The organism is Mesorhizobium sp. ESP-6-2, assembly GCF_020164675.1.
GTDB lineage: Bacteria > Pseudomonadota > Alphaproteobacteria > Rhizobiales > Rhizobiaceae > Mesorhizobium.
In genome coordinates this window covers 84,061-99,772 of the sequence record NZ_JAIUGT010000015.1, presented here as the reverse complement: position 1 = coordinate 99,772, position 15,712 = coordinate 84,061, and the positions used below count along the sequence as shown (strand labels likewise).

14 protein-coding genes are annotated in these 15,712 nt (G+C 64.2%); 7 read left to right on the top strand and 7 right to left on the bottom strand.

The window, feature by feature from the left end; genetic code table 11:
- Window positions 1-7: 7 nt before the first annotated feature.
- The 5 genes from LB532_RS29360 to argJ form a co-directional block, all read right to left on the bottom strand.
- Window positions 8-187, bottom strand: a complete 180-nt coding sequence (locus LB532_RS29360) for a Flp family type IVb pilin (protein ID WP_140500916.1) — start codon at window positions 185-187, stop codon at window positions 8-10.
- A gap of 109 nt (window positions 188-296) precedes the next feature.
- Window positions 297-611 (bottom strand): hypothetical protein, encoded by a 315-nt coding sequence (locus LB532_RS29355; protein WP_140640336.1) that lies wholly within the window; start codon window positions 609-611, stop codon window positions 297-299.
- 163 nt (window positions 612-774) lie between these two features.
- On the bottom strand, window positions 775-1,197 hold the full coding sequence (locus tag LB532_RS29350; RefSeq protein ID WP_140640334.1) for a (deoxy)nucleoside triphosphate pyrophosphohydrolase: 423 nt from the start codon (window positions 1,195-1,197) through the stop codon (window positions 775-777).
- 8 nt (window positions 1,198-1,205) lie between these two features.
- Window positions 1,206-1,958, bottom strand: coding sequence for a GNAT family N-acetyltransferase (locus tag LB532_RS29345; RefSeq protein WP_140640617.1), 753 nt, complete (start codon window positions 1,956-1,958; stop codon window positions 1,206-1,208).
- 29 nt (window positions 1,959-1,987) lie between these two features.
- Entirely contained in the window at window positions 1,988-3,229 is a 1,242-nt protein-coding gene (gene argJ, locus LB532_RS29340; RefSeq protein ID WP_140640332.1) for a bifunctional glutamate N-acetyltransferase/amino-acid acetyltransferase ArgJ, read from the bottom strand.
- A 388-nt stretch (window positions 3,230-3,617) separates the two neighbouring features.
- Here argJ and LB532_RS29335 point away from each other — a divergent pair, with 388 nt between their 5' ends.
- Window positions 3,618-4,217, top strand: coding sequence for a TetR/AcrR family transcriptional regulator (locus LB532_RS29335; protein ID WP_140640330.1), 600 nt, complete (start codon window positions 3,618-3,620; stop codon window positions 4,215-4,217).
- Between the two features lie 63 nt (window positions 4,218-4,280).
- Here the strand turns inward: LB532_RS29335 and LB532_RS29330 are convergent, their stop codons facing one another.
- Complete coding sequence (locus LB532_RS29330) at window positions 4,281-5,207, bottom strand: peptidylprolyl isomerase (protein ID WP_140640328.1); 927 nt, start codon at window positions 5,205-5,207, stop codon at window positions 4,281-4,283.
- A gap of 259 nt (window positions 5,208-5,466) precedes the next feature.
- Between LB532_RS29330 and secA the strand changes: the two genes are divergently transcribed.
- Entirely contained in the window at window positions 5,467-8,199 is a 2,733-nt protein-coding gene (gene secA, locus LB532_RS29325; RefSeq protein WP_140640326.1) for a preprotein translocase subunit SecA, read from the top strand.
- A gap of 59 nt (window positions 8,200-8,258) precedes the next feature.
- Here secA and LB532_RS29320 read toward each other — a convergent pair whose 3' ends face one another.
- A complete protein-coding gene (locus tag LB532_RS29320; protein ID WP_224557551.1) occupies window positions 8,259-10,847 on the bottom strand; it encodes a helix-turn-helix transcriptional regulator in 2,589 nt (862 codons plus the stop codon).
- 213 nt (window positions 10,848-11,060) lie between these two features.
- Here LB532_RS29320 and LB532_RS29315 point away from each other — a divergent pair, with 213 nt between their 5' ends.
- The 5 genes from LB532_RS29315 to LB532_RS29295 all read left to right on the top strand — a co-directional run bounded on the left by LB532_RS29315 (window position 11,061) and on the right by LB532_RS29295 (window position 15,374).
- Window positions 11,061-11,333, top strand: a complete 273-nt coding sequence (locus LB532_RS29315) for a DUF4242 domain-containing protein (RefSeq protein ID WP_140640324.1) — start codon at window positions 11,061-11,063, stop codon at window positions 11,331-11,333.
- Window positions 11,334-11,754: 421 nt separating this feature from the next.
- The gene (locus LB532_RS29310) at window positions 11,755-12,255 is read left to right on the top strand and encodes a hypothetical protein (protein ID WP_140640320.1); all 501 of its coding nucleotides are present in this window, start codon (window positions 11,755-11,757) and stop codon (window positions 12,253-12,255) included.
- Between the two features lie 55 nt (window positions 12,256-12,310).
- Window positions 12,311-12,517 (top strand): DUF1127 domain-containing protein, encoded by a 207-nt coding sequence (locus tag LB532_RS29305; RefSeq protein WP_140640318.1) that lies wholly within the window; start codon window positions 12,311-12,313, stop codon window positions 12,515-12,517.
- Between the two features lie 176 nt (window positions 12,518-12,693).
- A complete protein-coding gene (locus tag LB532_RS29300; protein ID WP_140640315.1) occupies window positions 12,694-14,094 on the top strand; it encodes a lipopolysaccharide biosynthesis protein in 1,401 nt (466 codons plus the stop codon).
- Entirely contained in the window at window positions 14,094-15,374 is a 1,281-nt protein-coding gene (locus LB532_RS29295; RefSeq protein WP_140640310.1) for a GNAT family N-acetyltransferase, read from the top strand. The genes LB532_RS29300 and LB532_RS29295 overlap by 1 nt, the downstream gene beginning before the upstream one ends.
- Window positions 15,375-15,712: the final 338 nt, after the last annotated feature.

Below are 15,712 nucleotides of genomic sequence, written 5' to 3'. Positions count from 1 at the left end.
AGCCAGATCAGGGTGCGAAAGCGTTGGCAAGCCTGCTGCCATTGTCGCTGAACAGCCAGGTGATCGCGTTGAAGACCTGGCTGATGCCGCCGACGATCGTCAGCGACAGTACGGCGACGATCAAGCCGTATTCGACGGCCGTGGCGCCCTTTTCATCGTTCAGGAAACGCAGCAGCACTGTTTTCATCACGTCGATCCCTCTTGCCGGAACCATACCGCCGACCTGTTAAGAAAGGTTAACGGCACAGGCTTAATAGGCGATGAAACCGCCGCCTCTGAAAACGTCTTGGACCCGATCAGCAGTCGCCGCTGGTCCGGCCGTCGGATCGGATGATGCAGACCGAATCGGGCTGCGGCTGCAGCACGCTGCGGCGCACGGTATAGATATCGCGACGAGTGATCGAACCAGTGGCTGTCATGTCGAGACCGCCGGCAAAGTCGCGGATAGGCTGCGCGCGCGTCTGGCTGTCGAGGAAAGGCGTTGCGATCAGGGCCAGCGCCACCGCGGCCGAACCGAACAGCAGCGTGACGCGCAGCACGCCCATGCCCGCATCCGCGGCGCGAAAGCTGCGGTCGGGCCGGATAGAGTCCCATTCCCTTTCAAGGCTCATGCTGTCGCTCCCCAGAAAATCGCCGGCACGGCCGCGACGAGGCAGCCTTGCATCAATTTTTCATGATGAGATAAATCTTCCATTAATGCTGGCTCATGCGGCAATGTCGGCTGTTGCGGCCCCGCAGCTCCGCTCGGCCGCAGGCGGGGGAGTTCTGTTTCGCCTACAGAAGGTCGACCAGGAACGGGATCAGCGGAGCGTCGGCCGGCGGCATCGGGTAGTCGCGCATCTGCTTGGGCCGCACCCATTTCAGCGCCTGCCCCTCCTTCGGCTGGGCGATGCCGCGAAAGCGGCGGCAGATGAACAGCGGCATCAAAAGATGGAAATCGTCGTAGCTATGGCTGGCGAAGGTGAGCGGCGCAAGGCACGGGATCTCGGTCTCGATCCCGATCTCCTCATAGAGTTCGCGGATAAGGCATTGCTCCGGCGTTTCGCCGGGCTCGACCTTGCCGCCGGGAAACTCCCACAGCCCGGCAAGCTGCTTGCCCTCGGGCCGCTGCGCCAGGAGCACGCGCCCGTCGGCGTCGACCAGGGCGCAGGCGGCGACCAGGAGCAGGCGCTTGCCGGCGATTGTCACATCATTCATGCCCGATTTCACCCATGAACAGGCGGCCGGCGGTAGTGGTAGCGATAGACCTCGTCGAAGCCGAGCGAATGATAGAGCGCCAGCGCCGGCACATTGCCTGCCTCGACCTGCAGCCAGGCTTCCCGCGCGCCGCGCAGCCGCGCCCATTTCAGCGCCGACAGGATCAGGTTGCGGCCGTGGCCCTTGTTGCGTGCCGATTTGTCGGTGGCGACCTCGAACAGGCCGGCGAGATCGCCATCATGGACGCAGATCAGCGTCGCCAGTGGTTCCGCTCCATCCTCGAGCGCGAACAGCCCGGCTTCGGGCTGGATCGCGCCGATGATCTCCGACAGGCCTGGCCGCAGCGACGCGTCCGAGCCGCTGACCTTCAGCGACGCGCCGATGAAGCGGCTGATGTCCTTCAACGGGATCTGGTCCATGGCGGCATCGAGTTGGGCATCGGCCAGCGGCAGCCGCATCACCAGCGATTCGTCGAACCGGCTCCAACCCTCGCGGTCGAGATGGCTGGCCAGATCCGGACCCGATAGCGGCGACATGCGGAAGGTCAGCGGCCTGCCATAGGCATCGAAACGGCGGCTGGCGCGGCCGATGCGGTCGGCGATGTGCTGGGTGTCGCCGGGATCGAGCGGGTTGACCGAATTCAGCCGCTTGGCCGGATGCCCGGCCGTCAGCCGCACCACCCAGGTGCCGTCATAATGGACTGCCGCCGCGGGCCAGGCACGGAACCCGGCCGCCTCATAGCGGCGCACTGTCGCCAGCATGCTGGCCGGATGTTTGGAAACCAAGTCCGTCAGCTCCGGTAGTCGCCATTGATGGCGACGTATTCCTTGGTGAGGTCGCAGGTCCACACGGTCGCCTTGCCGCGGCCGATGCCGATATCGGCGCGGATGCGGATGTCGTCGCGCTTCATATAGGCCGAGGTCGCTTCCTCCGAATAGGCCGGATCGCGCTCGCCCTCATGCGCCAGCCTGTTGTCGCCGAACCAGATCGACAGGCGGTCGCGGTCGGCCGGCTCGCCGGCCTTGCCGACGGCCATGACGACGCGGCCCCAATTGGCGTCCTCGCCGGCGACCGCCGTCTTGACCAGCGGCGAATTGGCGATCGAGAGCGCGATGCGCTTGGCCGAGCGAGCCGATTTCGCGCCGGTGACGGTGACTTCGACCTGCTTGCGGGCACCCTCGCCGTCGCGCACCACTTGCAGCGCCAGCGACTTCAGCACTTTGCCGAGCGCACGGCGGAACGCCCCCAGGCGGGCATCCTTGGGATCGGTTATCTCCGGCGCGCCGCGTTTGGCGGCCTTTCCGGTGGCGAAGAGCAGCAGCGTGTCGCTGGTCGAGGTGTCGCTGTCGACGGTCACCGCGTTGAAGGTCTTGGCCGTGCCGCGCGACAGCAGATCTTGCAGCACGGGGGCGGCGATCGGCGCATCGGTGGCGACGAAGGACAGCATCGTGGCCATGTCGGGTGCGATCATGCCGGCGCCCTTGGAAATGCCGTTAATGGTGACATCGGTGTCGCCGAGCTTGACGGTCTGCGTCGCCACCTTCGGATAAGTGTCCGTGGTCATGATGGCCTTGGCCGCCTCGGTCCACAGGTCGGGCTTGCCGTTGCTGACCATCCCGGCCAGCAGATGGCTGAACTTGGTTGTGTCAAGCGGCTCGCCGATGACGCCGGTAGAGGCCAGGAACACCTCGCCTGGCGTGCAGTCGGCAGCCTTGGCTGCCGCTTCGCCCGTCAGCGCGGTGGAGTCCCGGCCCTTCTTGCCGGTGAAGGCATTGGCGTTGCCGGAATTGACGACGAGCACCCGGGCCTTGCCCGCGGTAAGGTTCTGCCGGCAGAAATCGACTGGCGCCGAGGGGCATTTCGACTTTGTGAACACGCCGGCGACCGCCGTGCCGGGCTCGAAGACCATGGCCAGGAGATCGGTGCGGTTCTTGTATTTTATCCCCGCTTCGGCGGTGGCGATGCGCACCCCCTCGATCTCAGGCATCTTGGGATATTTCTTCGGCGCGAGTGGCGAAATCGTCGTGGACATGGAACCTCGGACGGGAAAAATCGGCGGAGAAACGCCGGTTTGCCCGATACGGCGCGCCCGCGCAAGGCGTTTTGGTGGCCGCGTGAGAACCGGAATTGGCCTTGACCGGGTTCGCAGTCGCCCCCGTTGCAGTTCCTTGGCGCCGCCGTGCCCAAGTTGCGATCTCTCCGAGGGGCAGCTTGTGACACTCGCCTTTGGCATTTCTGGGCCTGTTGCGACGCCGCGCGGGCGCGCGGGCGGAGTTGGTCAGCACCGATGACCGGCTGCGCATCGTGCGGGAGACATGGCAGGCAAAATGTCTCCCGCGTCAGCCGCCAAGAACGGGCCGTTTCGTTTCATCGTCGGATCCCTTATATTGCCGGCCTAACCGACGGCGAGGGCGACAGGAATGGCCGAAGAGGCGGATACGGCGCGCAAATCCATTGGCGCGCGGCGCAATCCCGCCAGCGCTGACGCTATTCTCGAAGCGGCCGAAGCGGTGTTGGTCGAGGCTGGCTATGCCGGCTTCTCGATCGAGGCGGTGGCGCGGCGGGCGCGCGCCGGCAAGCCGACCATCTATCGCTGGTGGCCGAGCAAGGCCTCGCTGCTGCTGGAGGTCTATCAGCGGCAGAAACGCGTCGATGTTCCCGATACGGGAAGGCTGGAAGAGGATCTCGTCGGCTTCCTTAAGAACCTGTTCGCGCACTGGCGCGAGACGTCGTCGGGCAGCGTGTTCAGGTCGCTGATTGCCGAGGCGCAGTCGGACGAAACGACGGCCGCGGCCCTTGCCGGCTATACCGGCGGGCGCCGCGCCCACACCGGCCAGATCATCGAGCGCGCCAGGGCAAGGGGCGAGGTCGCGGCCGATGTCGATCCGGCTGTGGCCGCCGACCTGGTGGCTTCCTATGCCTGGCGGCAGCTCCTGACCAACCGGCTCGACGAGGGCGAGGCGACGATCCGCACGGTGGTCCGCTACCTCCTGCGAGGCATAGAAGCGCCCGACGGCTGAACTGGCGCAAAAAGGGCGCGGCGCCCTTTGGCCGCCGCGCCCCTTTTTCGAAACCGTTCTGGCTTACTTGGCGCTTTCCAGCGTATCGACGGCCTTCTTCAAATTGGCATCGGGAATCTCGACCTTGGCATCGGCGCGCAGCGACTTGACCAGCGCGAAATACTTGTCGCGGATGACCGCCTGCTTGGCCTGGTCCTTGACGTCGTCGAAGGCCGGCGGCTGCTTGGTGCGCTTGTCCTCGAGCTTGATGACATGCCAGCCGAACTGTGACTGCACCGGCTGCTCGGTGTATTTGCCGACCTCAAGCGCGAAAGCGGCCTTGTCGAATTCCGGCACCATCTGGCCAGGTCCGAACCAGCCGAGATCGCCGCCACTGGTCTTGCCGCTCGGATCCGAGGTGTGCTCGTTGGCGAGCTTCTGGAAATCGGCGCCGCCGTCGAGTTGCTTGATGATCGCCTCGGCCTCTTCCTTCGTCTTCACGAGGATGTGACGGGCATGCACCTCGTTGACCGGCGGCGTGTTGGCGATCTCCTGGTCGTAGCGGGCGCGGATCTCGGCGTCGGTGACCTTGTCGACGACGCCCTTCTCGACCATCTCGCCATGCAGCGCGCGCTGCTGCAGGAAGGCCATGCGGCGCTGGAAGTCGGGATCCTTGTCGAGACCGGTCGAGACGGCCTGGGCGGCCATGACGCGGATCTCGATTGCGGCCGAAAGCGCCGCGGCGCGGCGTTGCTCGGCCGGGAGTTGCGCGAACTGCTGCGACAGCTCGCCTTCGGCAAGCACGAGATCTGCTTCGGTGAGGGGTTGACCGTTGACGGTTGCGACCACTGTATTCGGATCGACCGGTGCCGCCGGTGCGGCCGGTGCCGCTGGTGGTGCCGGCTGGGCTGGTGCGGTTTCCTGCGCCATCAGCTGCGACAGGCAAAGAGCCGACAGGCCGACGGCCAGACCGAGGCTGGCGAGCGACGCACGGCGGAACAACAAGGACATTAAGATGACTCCGGTGAGGATGTGAAGGACGGGAGGCTTCCAGATCAGCCAGATTGTGGCCGAATTTGGCGCGACCGGCAGGGCCAGCGCGGCGTTGACATCAGTTGAGCCCCCTCTTATCTGTCCAACGACTTTGCGTCCAGAACCGTTTTCCGGGCGCTTTTTGCGTTGCCCGTATACAGGCGGCGCGTTCACGTGGATTTGATGGGGCCGGCCGGCGCTCGTCTCAGTTTGAGAATTCTATCGAAAGGACCATTGGATGGTCAGTCTCGGCGGTCTCGCCCGTAAGGTTTTCGGCTCCTCCAACGACCGTAGGGTCAAGTCGACCCGGCCCCGTGTCGAGGCGATCAATGCCATGGAGAACGAGATGCGGGCGCTCTCCGATGCAGAGCTCGCCGGCCGCACGGAAAAATTCCGCCAGGATATCGCCAACGGCGCCAGCCTCGAGGACCTGCTGATCCCGGCCTTCGCCACCGCCCGCGAGGCGGCGCGCCGTGTCCTCGGCATGCGCCCCTTCGACGTCCAGCTGATCGGCGGCATGGTGCTGCACAATGGCGGCATCGCCGAGATGCGCACCGGTGAGGGCAAGACGCTGGTCGCGACCTTGCCCGTCTATCTCAATGCACTGGCCGGCAATGGCGTCCACGTCGTCACCGTCAACGACTATCTCGCCACCCGCGACTCCGAATGGATGGGCCGCGTCTACAAGTTCCTCGGCCTCTCGGTCGGCGTCATCGTCCATGGCCTGTCCGACGAGGAGCGCCGCGTCGCCTACGCCGCCGACGTCACCTATGCGACCAACAACGAACTCGGCTTCGACTATCTACGCGACAACATGAAATACGAGCGCGCCCAGATGGTGCAGCGTGGTCACAACTACGCGATCGTCGACGAAGTCGATTCCATCCTGGTCGACGAGGCGCGCACGCCGCTGATCATTTCCGGTCCCCTCGAGGACCGTTCGGAAATGTACAACACCATCGACACTTTCATCATCCAGCTGCAGCCGCAGGATTATGAGATCGACGAGAAGCAGAAGACCTCCATCTTCACCGAGGAAGGCACCGAGAAGCTCGAGAACCTGCTGCGCGACGCCGGCCTGCTCAAGGGCGAGTCGCTCTATGACGTCGAGAACGTCGCCATCGTCCATCACGTCAACAATGCGCTGAAGGCGCATCGCCTGTTCCAGCGCGACAAGGACTATATCGTGCGCAATGGCGAGATCGTCATTATCGACGAGTTCACCGGCCGCATGATGCCCGGCCGCCGCTATTCGGAAGGCCTGCACCAGGCGCTTGAAGCCAAGGAGCATGTGGCGATCCAGCCGGAGAACCAGACGCTCGCCTCCGTTACCTTCCAGAACTATTTCCGCCTCTACAAGAAGCTTTCCGGCATGACCGGCACGGCGCTGACCGAGGCCGAGGAATTCGGCAATATCTACGGCCTCGAAGTCACCGAGATCCCGACCAACCTGCCGGTCATCCGCAAGGACGAGGACGACGAGGTCTACCGGACGGTCGAGGAAAAATACAAGGCGATCGTCAAGGAGATCCGCGAAGCCAGCGCCAAGGGCCAGCCGACGCTGGTCGGCACCACCTCGATCGAGAAGTCCGAGCAACTGGCCGAGCGGCTGCGCAAGGAAGGTTTTAAGGATTTCGAGGTGCTCAACGCCCGCCACCACGAGCGCGAGGCTGCGATCGTCGCCCAGGCCGGCAAGCCCGGCGCCATCACCATCGCCACCAACATGGCGGGCCGCGGCACCGACATCAAGCTCGGCGGCAATGCCGAGATGCGCATTGCCGAGGAACTGGGCGACATGCCTGAAGGGCCCGAGCGCGAGGCGCGGGAAAAGGAAATCCATGCCGACGTCGAGCGCCTGAAGGAAAAGGCGCTGGCCGCCGGCGGCCTCTACGTGCTCGCCACCGAGCGCCATGAATCACGCCGCATCGACAACCAGCTTCGTGGCCGCTCCGGCCGTCAGGGCGACCCCGGCCGCTCGAAATTCTTCCTGTCGCTGCAGGACGATCTGATGCGCATCTTCGGCTCCGAGCGCATGGACGGCATGTTGCAGAAGCTCGGCCTCAAGGAAGACGAGGCCATCATCCATCCCTGGATCAACAAGGCGCTGGAAAAGGCGCAGAAGAAGGTCGAGGCGCGCAACTTCGACATCCGCAAGAATCTTCTGAAATATGACGACGTCTCGAACGACCAGCGCAAGGTTGTGTTCGAACAGCGCATCGAGCTGATGGACGGCGAAGGCCTGTCGGAAACCATTGCCGAGATGCGCGAAGGCGTCATCGACGAGATCGTCGCCAAGGCCATTCCCGAGAACGCCTATGCCGAGCAGTGGGATGTCGCCGGGTTGAAGGCCGAGGTCGCCGAGTTCCTCAATCTCGACCTGCCGATCGAGGAATGGGCCAAGGAAGAAGGCATCGCCGAAGACGACATTCGCGAGCGCATAACCCAAGCCGCCGATGCCGCCGCCAAGGAGCGCGCGGAGCGCTTCGGGCCCGAGGTGATGACCTATGTCGAGCGCTCGGTGGTGCTGCAGACGCTCGACCATCTGTGGCGCGAGCACATCGTCAACCTCGACCATCTGCGTTCGGTCGTCGGCTTCCGCGGCTACGCCCAGCGCGATCCTTTGCAGGAATACAAGAGCGAGGCGTTCGAGCTGTTCCAGGCGATGCTGGGCAATCTGCGCCAGGCCGTCACCGCGCAGCTGATGCGCGTCGAACTGGTCCGCCAGGCTGCCGAGGCCCCGCCGCCGGAAGCCCCCGACATGTTCGGCACGCATATTGACGGCACCACCGGCGAGAATGATTTCGAAGGCGGCGAAACCGCCCTTCTGGTGCGCCAGGAAAGCAACGCCATCGTTGCCCCCGAAGACCGCGACCCCAACAACCCCGCCACCTGGGGCAAGGTCGGCCGCAACGAAGCGTGCCCCTGCGGCTCCGGCAAGAAATACAAGCACTGCCACGGAGCTTTCGCGTAAAGGAAAACCTGCGGGGCTCACGTTCCCGGATTTCTGACCCGGGCGCGATTCCTACGTGCTCAGATCAGCCCGGAATCGCGCGCGGCGGCGGTCGCCTCGCCACGCGAAATGGCGTCCAGCTTGCCCAGCACCGCCGAGACATGATGATCGACGGTCTTCGGTGAGATGGTCAGGTGCTCGGCTATCCTCTTGTTGGAGAAACCGCGTTCGATCAGCTGCAGAACCTGCATCTGGCGCAGCGTCAGGCCAGCTTGATTGGCGCGCGTGGTCTGCCGCGGTCCCCTTGCAATGTTATTGACGCCATTCTGCCGCATGACGGCGCGGACGTGCTGGGCGACCGGCCGGGCACCGAGACCCTCGAATATGTCCAGGGCCAAGCGCAGGGCCGGCTCGTCGCCGTGCAGCAGGGCGAGCGCCTGCTCGAACGGAGCGCCCAGCCGGGCCCACAGCGTCGCGGCACCGTTCCAGTCGCCGGCGAGCAGCAGGCGATAGGGCTCCGCCATGCCGGTCGTATCGCCAGGGTCGCTTTCAGGCGACAAGAGGAGCCGCCAGACGGCCAGCTCGGCGAACATCGCCCTCGTCGGCGACAGGCTTTCTGCCAGATCGATCAGGCGAAGCGCCTCATTAGGGTCGCCTTGCCCAAGCCATGCCAGTTCGGCCATCGACGCCGTGTAAGGTGCCAGCCGCTGCAGCTCCATTCCCCTATCCAGGAACCGCTTCATTTCCTCCAGCACCGGCCCAGCCGGATCGCCTCGCCTTATGCGCAGTTTCGCCAGCGCGACCAAGGATGGGTAACGCACCAGGGCCGTCGTTGCACCATCGTCGATGACGTCGAGAGCCATGGCGGCCGCATCATCCCAAAGGCCGCGTCGCAAAAGCAGCTGCGCCTGCACGCCCCGCATATAGTCGCGCCAGGTCGCGAGGTCATTCTCAACGCAATAGGCAATGCCGCGATCGAGAAAGGATTGCGCCCGCACAAGATCGAGCTGGTTCATTTCGGCGCAGGCGCAATTGGTGAAGCCGCGTGCCGCGTGCTCCTGGAAATTCTGCACGAGCGCGATTTCAAGACTGCGGGCGAGGTGCAGCCGACCTTTGGGCAGGTCAAGCCACTGCTCGGCCGAGCCAAGATTGTTGAGCGCGTGACAGATTATCTCCGGCTTGTTCAACCGTTCGGCCAGAGCGACTGCCTTGCCGCCGAGCAGCAGCGTCTCATCGAGCTTCTCGGCCAGCATCGCCAGCTGCGAGAGATTGGAATAGGCCATGGCAAGCTCCGGACTGGCAGGCGCCTGTTCCAGCAGTTCCACTGCCTGTGCCCCGAACAGGTGCGCCTGTTCGCGGTCACCCACCAGATAGGCGAAGCGCGACAGGCATCTGAGGCTGTCGCCCTCCCTGAGCGTGTCGCCCAGCGCCTGCTGTAGCCGCCGCGCCTGACCCTGCGCCTCGATGGCCGCGTCGATGCGACCGATCAGGTGGCATTCAAACGCATATCCTTCGTAAAGCCTCGCCCGGTCGCTCATCGGCAGGCTGTCGGCATGCCGCAAGGCGACTTCGTAGTAGCCGGCGGCATCGCGATGCGCGCCGACGCGGGAAGCCTCGCGCGCTGCGAGCGGGGCAAGCTCGCGCACCGCTTCCAGATTCTGGGCCTCAACCGCATGGTGCACAAGCCTTGCGGTCGCCACCTCGGCGTTTTCCTGCAGTGCGGAAAGCGCGCGTTGGTTGAATTCGCGCCGATGGCTCGGGGTCAGCGCCATCTCGATGGCGCGACGGGCGATCTCGTGCCGGAACGCGTAGCCATCACCGAGATCGTCGAGCAAGCCATTCGAGACACATTCCGCCAACTGGCCGGCGCTGGCGACGCCACAGAGGCCGCGCAGCGCCCAGGCATCGGCGCGGCGTGGAAACACCGACACCGCGTCGAGCATCGAGCGCGCTCCGCGCGACAGGCGCTCGGCACGCGCCAGCACGGCGTCGCGGACACTGGCCGGCGGGATCATCTCGCTTTCGGCAGCCAGCAATTCGGTGACGAAGAAAGCGTTGCCCGCGGTGGCGCGATAGATTGCGCTGCCGTCGCGGTTGGCTGCCTCGGCAAGCGACAACACCGCCGCTTCGCTGAGCAATGGCACTTCGATGCGCTGGACGTTGCCGGCTGGAATTTCGCCGAGCACCCGGCGCGCGCGCATCTGCCCTTCGCTGCGGTCGGTGCGCGCCGTGAACAGCACCAGCATGTGCGTGTTGGTGATGCGCCGGCCCAGGAAACGGACGAAATCGAGGGTCGCGTCGTCGGCCCAGTGCATATCCTCAATGACCAGCAAACCCGGCCGAGACCTCGCCTCGAAAACCTCGAGAGCGTCTGAAAAGAGGGGCAGCCGCTGACCTTGGCGGTCATCGATTGCCCGGGGCAGTGCCCACTGCGCGTCCCGGGCCAGATCATAGAGGGGTCCCAGCGGATCGGGAATCGACAGGTCCTCGCAAGCGCTGCGGAATATGGAAACGTGCTGCCTGGCACCGGTAACGAACGCCTCGACGAGTGCCGTCTTTCCGGCCCCGGCCTCGCCCAGCAATGCCGCCACGCGGCCGCGACCGCTCGCCGCCTCCGCGAGCAGTTCCTCCAATTGATCGAGTTGTGCCTGCCGCTCCAGAAGCATCATCACCGGCCCAAAAGTTTCGTCGTCGCTCGACCCTTCTCCAAAATTACCCCCGCTTCGGTATCCGCAGTGTGGCTCCCAGACCAAACGTCGAAAACATAGGGAATCGTCCCGCGCAATATGGGGAAAGGCTCCGATGTGCGCTTTCGACGATCGTGATTTTTCTCCAACCGCGCTCATTTCGAGCGTGAATCAGTCACAAAAGGAAGCCACTCAATGCCTCGCTATCTGATCGAACGGACATTCCCCGACGGGCTCAACGTGCCGACGAACGACGTCGGCGCAACGGCGCTCGGCGGCATCATCATGCGCAACGCCGAGAAGGGGGTCACCTGGCTGCAGTCCTTCGTATCGCCCGACAAGAACAAGAGTTTCTGCATCTACGACGCCCCCTCGCCGGAGGCGATCCACAGCACGGCGCAGAAGAATTCGCTCCCGGTGGACAAGATCACGGAGGTGAGGGTCCTGGACCCTTACTTTTATCGCTGACCCTATGGACCAAGGATGGAACAATGAGCGTGAGATCGTCCTGGACAACGATGGGTGCCGGCTTTCCCCGCTGTTTCCTCCCGAAACGGCAGCCACCATCGTGGCGTTCGACCATGCATCCTCCCGGCGTGGTCTCGCATCGCGGATTGTGTCCGCGCTGCTCGCGCCGTTGCGAAGCCGGCGCAGGCGCCTGCCACCGCAAGACGATTATCTAAGACGGGACGTCGGTCTGCCGGAGCACGAGATGCGGCGGGACTACTGGGAATACTGGTCGTGGCATCAATGAGACCGCCGCCCGGTTAGAGAGGGACGGATCGGACCCCGTCCCGCAATTGCCAATCCAACGCGCAGGCATGGCAGCAGGGGCCTTACTGGCCGGTCCTGCCCGCCTGCGCGTCACCGACAACCAATGGAGGATAAAATGAACGCCAATTTCTGGCGCTTTGCCGCGCTGTCCACTATGGCAATCGCCGCCACTGCCGCATCTGCGGAGAGTGGCAATCGGCTGGCCGCCGAGGTGCGGGCGGCCAACGGCCGCTTCGTGAATGTCGCGGCGGCCACCGCCGAGGGCTATGCGCCGATTCCCTGCGCCAGCGGTATCATCACCGGGGGCGCGATGGGCATTCACTACGTCAACAGCGCCTATCTTAAGGACGATGCCGTAGACGTCGCCAAGCCGGAGGCCGTGATGTACGAGCCGATGGCCGATGGCACGCTGAAGCTGGTGGCCGTCGAATATATCACCGCGAAGGGTCCCGCGTCGCTCGAAGGCCAACTGTTCAACTTCGACAGCGCCCCCAACCGCTATGGCCTCGGCCCCTTCTACGAACTTCATGTCTGGGCCTGGAAGCAGAACCCGACCGGCGCCTTCGCCGACATGAACCCGAATGTCTCATGCGAGGCCATGAAAAAGGCCGACTGACGGCACCGCCTGCCGGCAGTGCCGGCAGGTCTTTTACGCGTCGCGAGGAGAAATCATGCCCGAGATCGCTATCTTCCTGGCAAGGCTGCGCGCCCCACCGTTGCGGCTGATGGCCATCCTCGCTTGGCTGGCGCGCGGACGGCGCCTCCGACATGAGCGGCGTCACCTGGAGGCCATGCCCGATTTCATGCTGAAAGACATCGGCATCAGCCGTTCCGAGATCGACTATGTCGCAACTCACGGCGAAGCGCGCCGCCCTTAGGCTTGGCTGGGAGTTGGAACGACAGAGCGCCTGTCTCCTGCTTGCGGCATGGAACCCACGCCGGTCGTCCTCGCTCGCCCCTCTGCCATTGTGCACGCCTCTCCCACCCACCCTTTCTTAAGGTGTCTCCGCTACACCAAGGCCTGAAGAGAAGCGGAAAACGGAGAACAATCGGGGTGCGCTTTTCCGCGGCCACGACAGCCGGGCGGTTCTTGCCGCAGCGTTTGGCGCTGCGCGTGGAGCCGTTGCTTGGCCGAGTCGACGCCGTGCTGTTCACCGCCGACGAGCGCGGCGAGGCCGGCCGCATGTCGGTCATCGCCTTTTCCATCCGCATCGTCAGCGCCGTCATTGCCTTCGTCAGCCAGGTGCTGATGGCACGCTGGATGGGCTCGTTCGAATACGGCATCTTCGTCCTTGTCTGGGTGACCATGGTCATCGTCGGCAATCTCGCCTGCCTCGGCTTCCACACCTCGGTCATCCGTTTCATTCCCGAATACCGCGAGCGCGGTTTGATCGACGAGTTGCGCGGCATCGTCGTGGCCAGCCGCCTGTTCGTCCTGATCGCCTCGACGGTCATCGCCGGACTCGGCGCGCTCGGCGTGTGGCTCGCCTCGTCATGGACCGAAAACTACTATGTCGTGCCGTTCATCCTCGGCGTCATCTGCCTGCCGATGATAGCGCTGTCGGATCTGCTGCAAGGCCAGGCCAGGGCGAACAGCTGGGCGCTGTTCGCCCTGGCGCCGACCTATCTGATACGGCCCGTGCTGATCCTGCTGTTCATGGCGCTCATGCTTTTCGCCGGCTACGCGCCCGACGCGAAGACCGCGATCTTCGCCTCGATCGCCGCCACTTACGTCACCACGCTCGCCCAGCTTATCGGCGTCACCCGGCGCATGGAAAGGCAGATTCCGGCCGGGCCGATGAAGGTGCATTTCGCACAATGGTTCATCGTCTCGCTGCCGATCTTCCTGGTCGAAAGCTTCTTTTTCCTGCTCACCAATGCCGACGTGCTGATGGTCGGCGCCTATATGGACCCCAACGACGTCGCCGTCTATTTCGCCACGGTCAAGACACTGGCACTGGTGCATTTCGTCTACTTCGCCGTCAAGGCAGGCGTCGCACAGCGCTATGCCCAGTTCACCCATGGCGAGCCGGAAAAGCTTGCCGCCTTTGCCCGCGAGACGGTGTCGTGGACCTTCTGGCCATCGCTCGCGATGGCGCTGCTGGTGCTGGCGCTTGGCAAACCGATGCTGATGCTGTTCGGCCCCGAATTCACATCGGGTTATCCGCTTCTGTTCCTGCTCGTCTTCGGCGTCGTGGCGCGCGCCGCCGTAGGCCCGTGCGAAAGCCTGCTCACCATGAGCGGCAACCAGAATGTCTGCGCCGCCGTCTATGCCATGACGCTGGCCTTCAACATTGGCCTCAACGTGGTGCTGATCCCGCTTTTCGGCCTGTGGGGCGCCGCCATGGCCACCGCCTTCGCCATGATCTTCGAGGCCGGCGCGCTGTCCTTCACGGTCTGGCGCAAGCTCGGCATCGTCATGGCGATCTTCGTGCCAACCAAAGGAGCCGCGTGATGGCCGCCATCCCCTTGCTCGAGGAAACCAGCGGCGGCCCCGCCGGTGCCATGGTGTCCGGCCTTGCCGGACTGGGGCGCGACACCGACCCGGCCCATATCGAGATCCTCGCCAACAACCGGCCCGAGCGGAAACTGGCCATCTATCCGGCGTCGGCCGGGTTCGACCTCGTCGAGGAGCTGGATTATCTGTGCGCCCGCACCATCGAGCCCAATGTCTTCTTCAACCCGCGTTTCCTCGCGCCCGCAATGCCCCGGCTGGAAGACCGCGAGGTGCGTCTGGCCGTCATCCGTGACGGCGATGAATACCGCAACCGGCTACGCCTTCTGGTGCCGTTCTCGGTGGAGCGGCCGGTGGTGCCGCTCGGGGTTCCGGTCATGCGCACATGGTCGAGCCCGTTCGGCCCGCTCGGCACTCCGCTGGTCGACCGCGACGATCCGGTCGGTGTCCTCGAGGATTTCTTCTCGATGCTGTCGCGCCCGCATCTGAAGCTGCCGAAAGTGTTCGTCCTGCCCGACATCAGGCTCGACGGCGCGGTGGCGAGCCTGGTTGCCACTGTGGCCGAGACGCGTGGCCTGATGCTGGTCACCACCGGTAACGCCCAGCGTCCGCTGCTCGAAAGCGAACGCGACGGCGACGACTATCTCAAGACCTCGCTGCGTGCGCACCACTACCGCGAGTTCCGCCGCCTCAAGCGGCGGCTGGGCGACCTCGGCAAGCTCAACCATGTCGTGGCGCGCGGCCCCGACGAGATCCGTCACGCCATCGAGAGCTTCCTGACGCTGGAGGCGGCCGGCTGGAAGGGCCGCGAGCGCACGGCCATGGCGGTCGACCGCTACCGCGCCGCCTTCGCCCGCGAGGCCGTACACAGGCTGGCCGAACAGGACCTGTGCCGCATCCATTCGCTGACGCTCGACGGCCGCACCATTGCATGCCTGATCGTCTTCGTCGAAGCCGGCGTCGCCTACACCTGGAAGACGGCCTACGACGAAACGCTGGCCGGCTATTCCCCAGGCACGCTGCTGATGATCGAGGTGACCAGGCAGCATCTCGACGACCCCAATATCATGATGACCGATTCCTGTGCCGTGCCCGACCATCCGGTGATGAGCCGGCTGTGGACCGAGCGCAAGCCGATGGGCACGCTGGTGATCGGCCTGACGCCGGACGCCGACCGCCTCGCCCGCCAGGCGGCCTCGCAACTGCATCTCTACCGAGAGACCCGCAACATGGCCCGCCTGCTGCGCAACCGGATGAAGAGCCTGCTCAAGAGACGATAGACGCGCTCGCATCTTCCGGACGCGTGGATGCTTGCTTCAAGCCTGAGCATTCGGTTGCTTCATGGGGTAAACAGTCACTGTATTGATAGCGTTTATTTGCCAGCAGCTACTTGAGCAACAGTCGCAATTTTTCAACAAAGAGTTACAAAGGTGATACGATTTTGGGTATAATTCACGTCGCTTGCCGGCGGTGAATCCATTTTTCTTCAGCGCTTTTCCGCGTGGCAGACATCAGAATTAGCTAATTCATTCGAACATATAAAGGACATTCACGGAACTTAAGTGGTAACATAAGACCTTTGGGAGCAAACCCTGGGACTTTGGTCCATCTCACGAAA

Excerpts from the sequence above, each read along its gene's own strand:
- argJ (WP_140640332.1), bottom strand. The coding sequence starts at position 3,229 with ATGTCCACGACGATTTCGCCACTCGCGCCGAAGAAATATCCCAAGATG.
- LB532_RS29345 (WP_140640617.1), bottom strand. The coding sequence starts at position 1,958 with ATGCTGGCGACAGTGCGCCGCTATGAGGCGGCCGGGTTCCGTGCCTGG.
- secA (WP_140640326.1), top strand. The coding sequence starts at position 5,467 with ATGGTCAGTCTCGGCGGTCTCGCCCGTAAGGTTTTCGGCTCCTCCAAC.
- LB532_RS29360 (WP_140500916.1), bottom strand. The coding sequence starts at position 187 with ATGAAAACAGTGCTGCTGCGTTTCCTGAACGATGAAAAGGGCGCCACG.
- LB532_RS29305 (WP_140640318.1), top strand. The coding sequence starts at position 12,311 with ATGCCCGAGATCGCTATCTTCCTGGCAAGGCTGCGCGCCCCACCGTTG.
- LB532_RS29310 (WP_140640320.1), top strand. The coding sequence starts at position 11,755 with ATGAACGCCAATTTCTGGCGCTTTGCCGCGCTGTCCACTATGGCAATC.
- LB532_RS29315 (WP_140640324.1), top strand. The coding sequence starts at position 11,061 with ATGCCTCGCTATCTGATCGAACGGACATTCCCCGACGGGCTCAACGTG.
- LB532_RS29295 (WP_140640310.1), top strand. The coding sequence starts at position 14,094 with ATGGCCGCCATCCCCTTGCTCGAGGAAACCAGCGGCGGCCCCGCCGGT.
- LB532_RS29355 (WP_140640336.1), bottom strand. The coding sequence starts at position 611 with ATGAGCCTTGAAAGGGAATGGGACTCTATCCGGCCCGACCGCAGCTTT.
- LB532_RS29330 (WP_140640328.1), bottom strand. The coding sequence starts at position 5,207 with ATGTCCTTGTTGTTCCGCCGTGCGTCGCTCGCCAGCCTCGGTCTGGCC.
- LB532_RS29320 (WP_224557551.1), bottom strand. The coding sequence starts at position 10,847 with ATGATGCTTCTGGAGCGGCAGGCACAACTCGATCAATTGGAGGAACTG.
- LB532_RS29350 (WP_140640334.1), bottom strand. The coding sequence starts at position 1,197 with ATGAATGATGTGACAATCGCCGGCAAGCGCCTGCTCCTGGTCGCCGCC.
- LB532_RS29335 (WP_140640330.1), top strand. The coding sequence starts at position 3,618 with ATGGCCGAAGAGGCGGATACGGCGCGCAAATCCATTGGCGCGCGGCGC.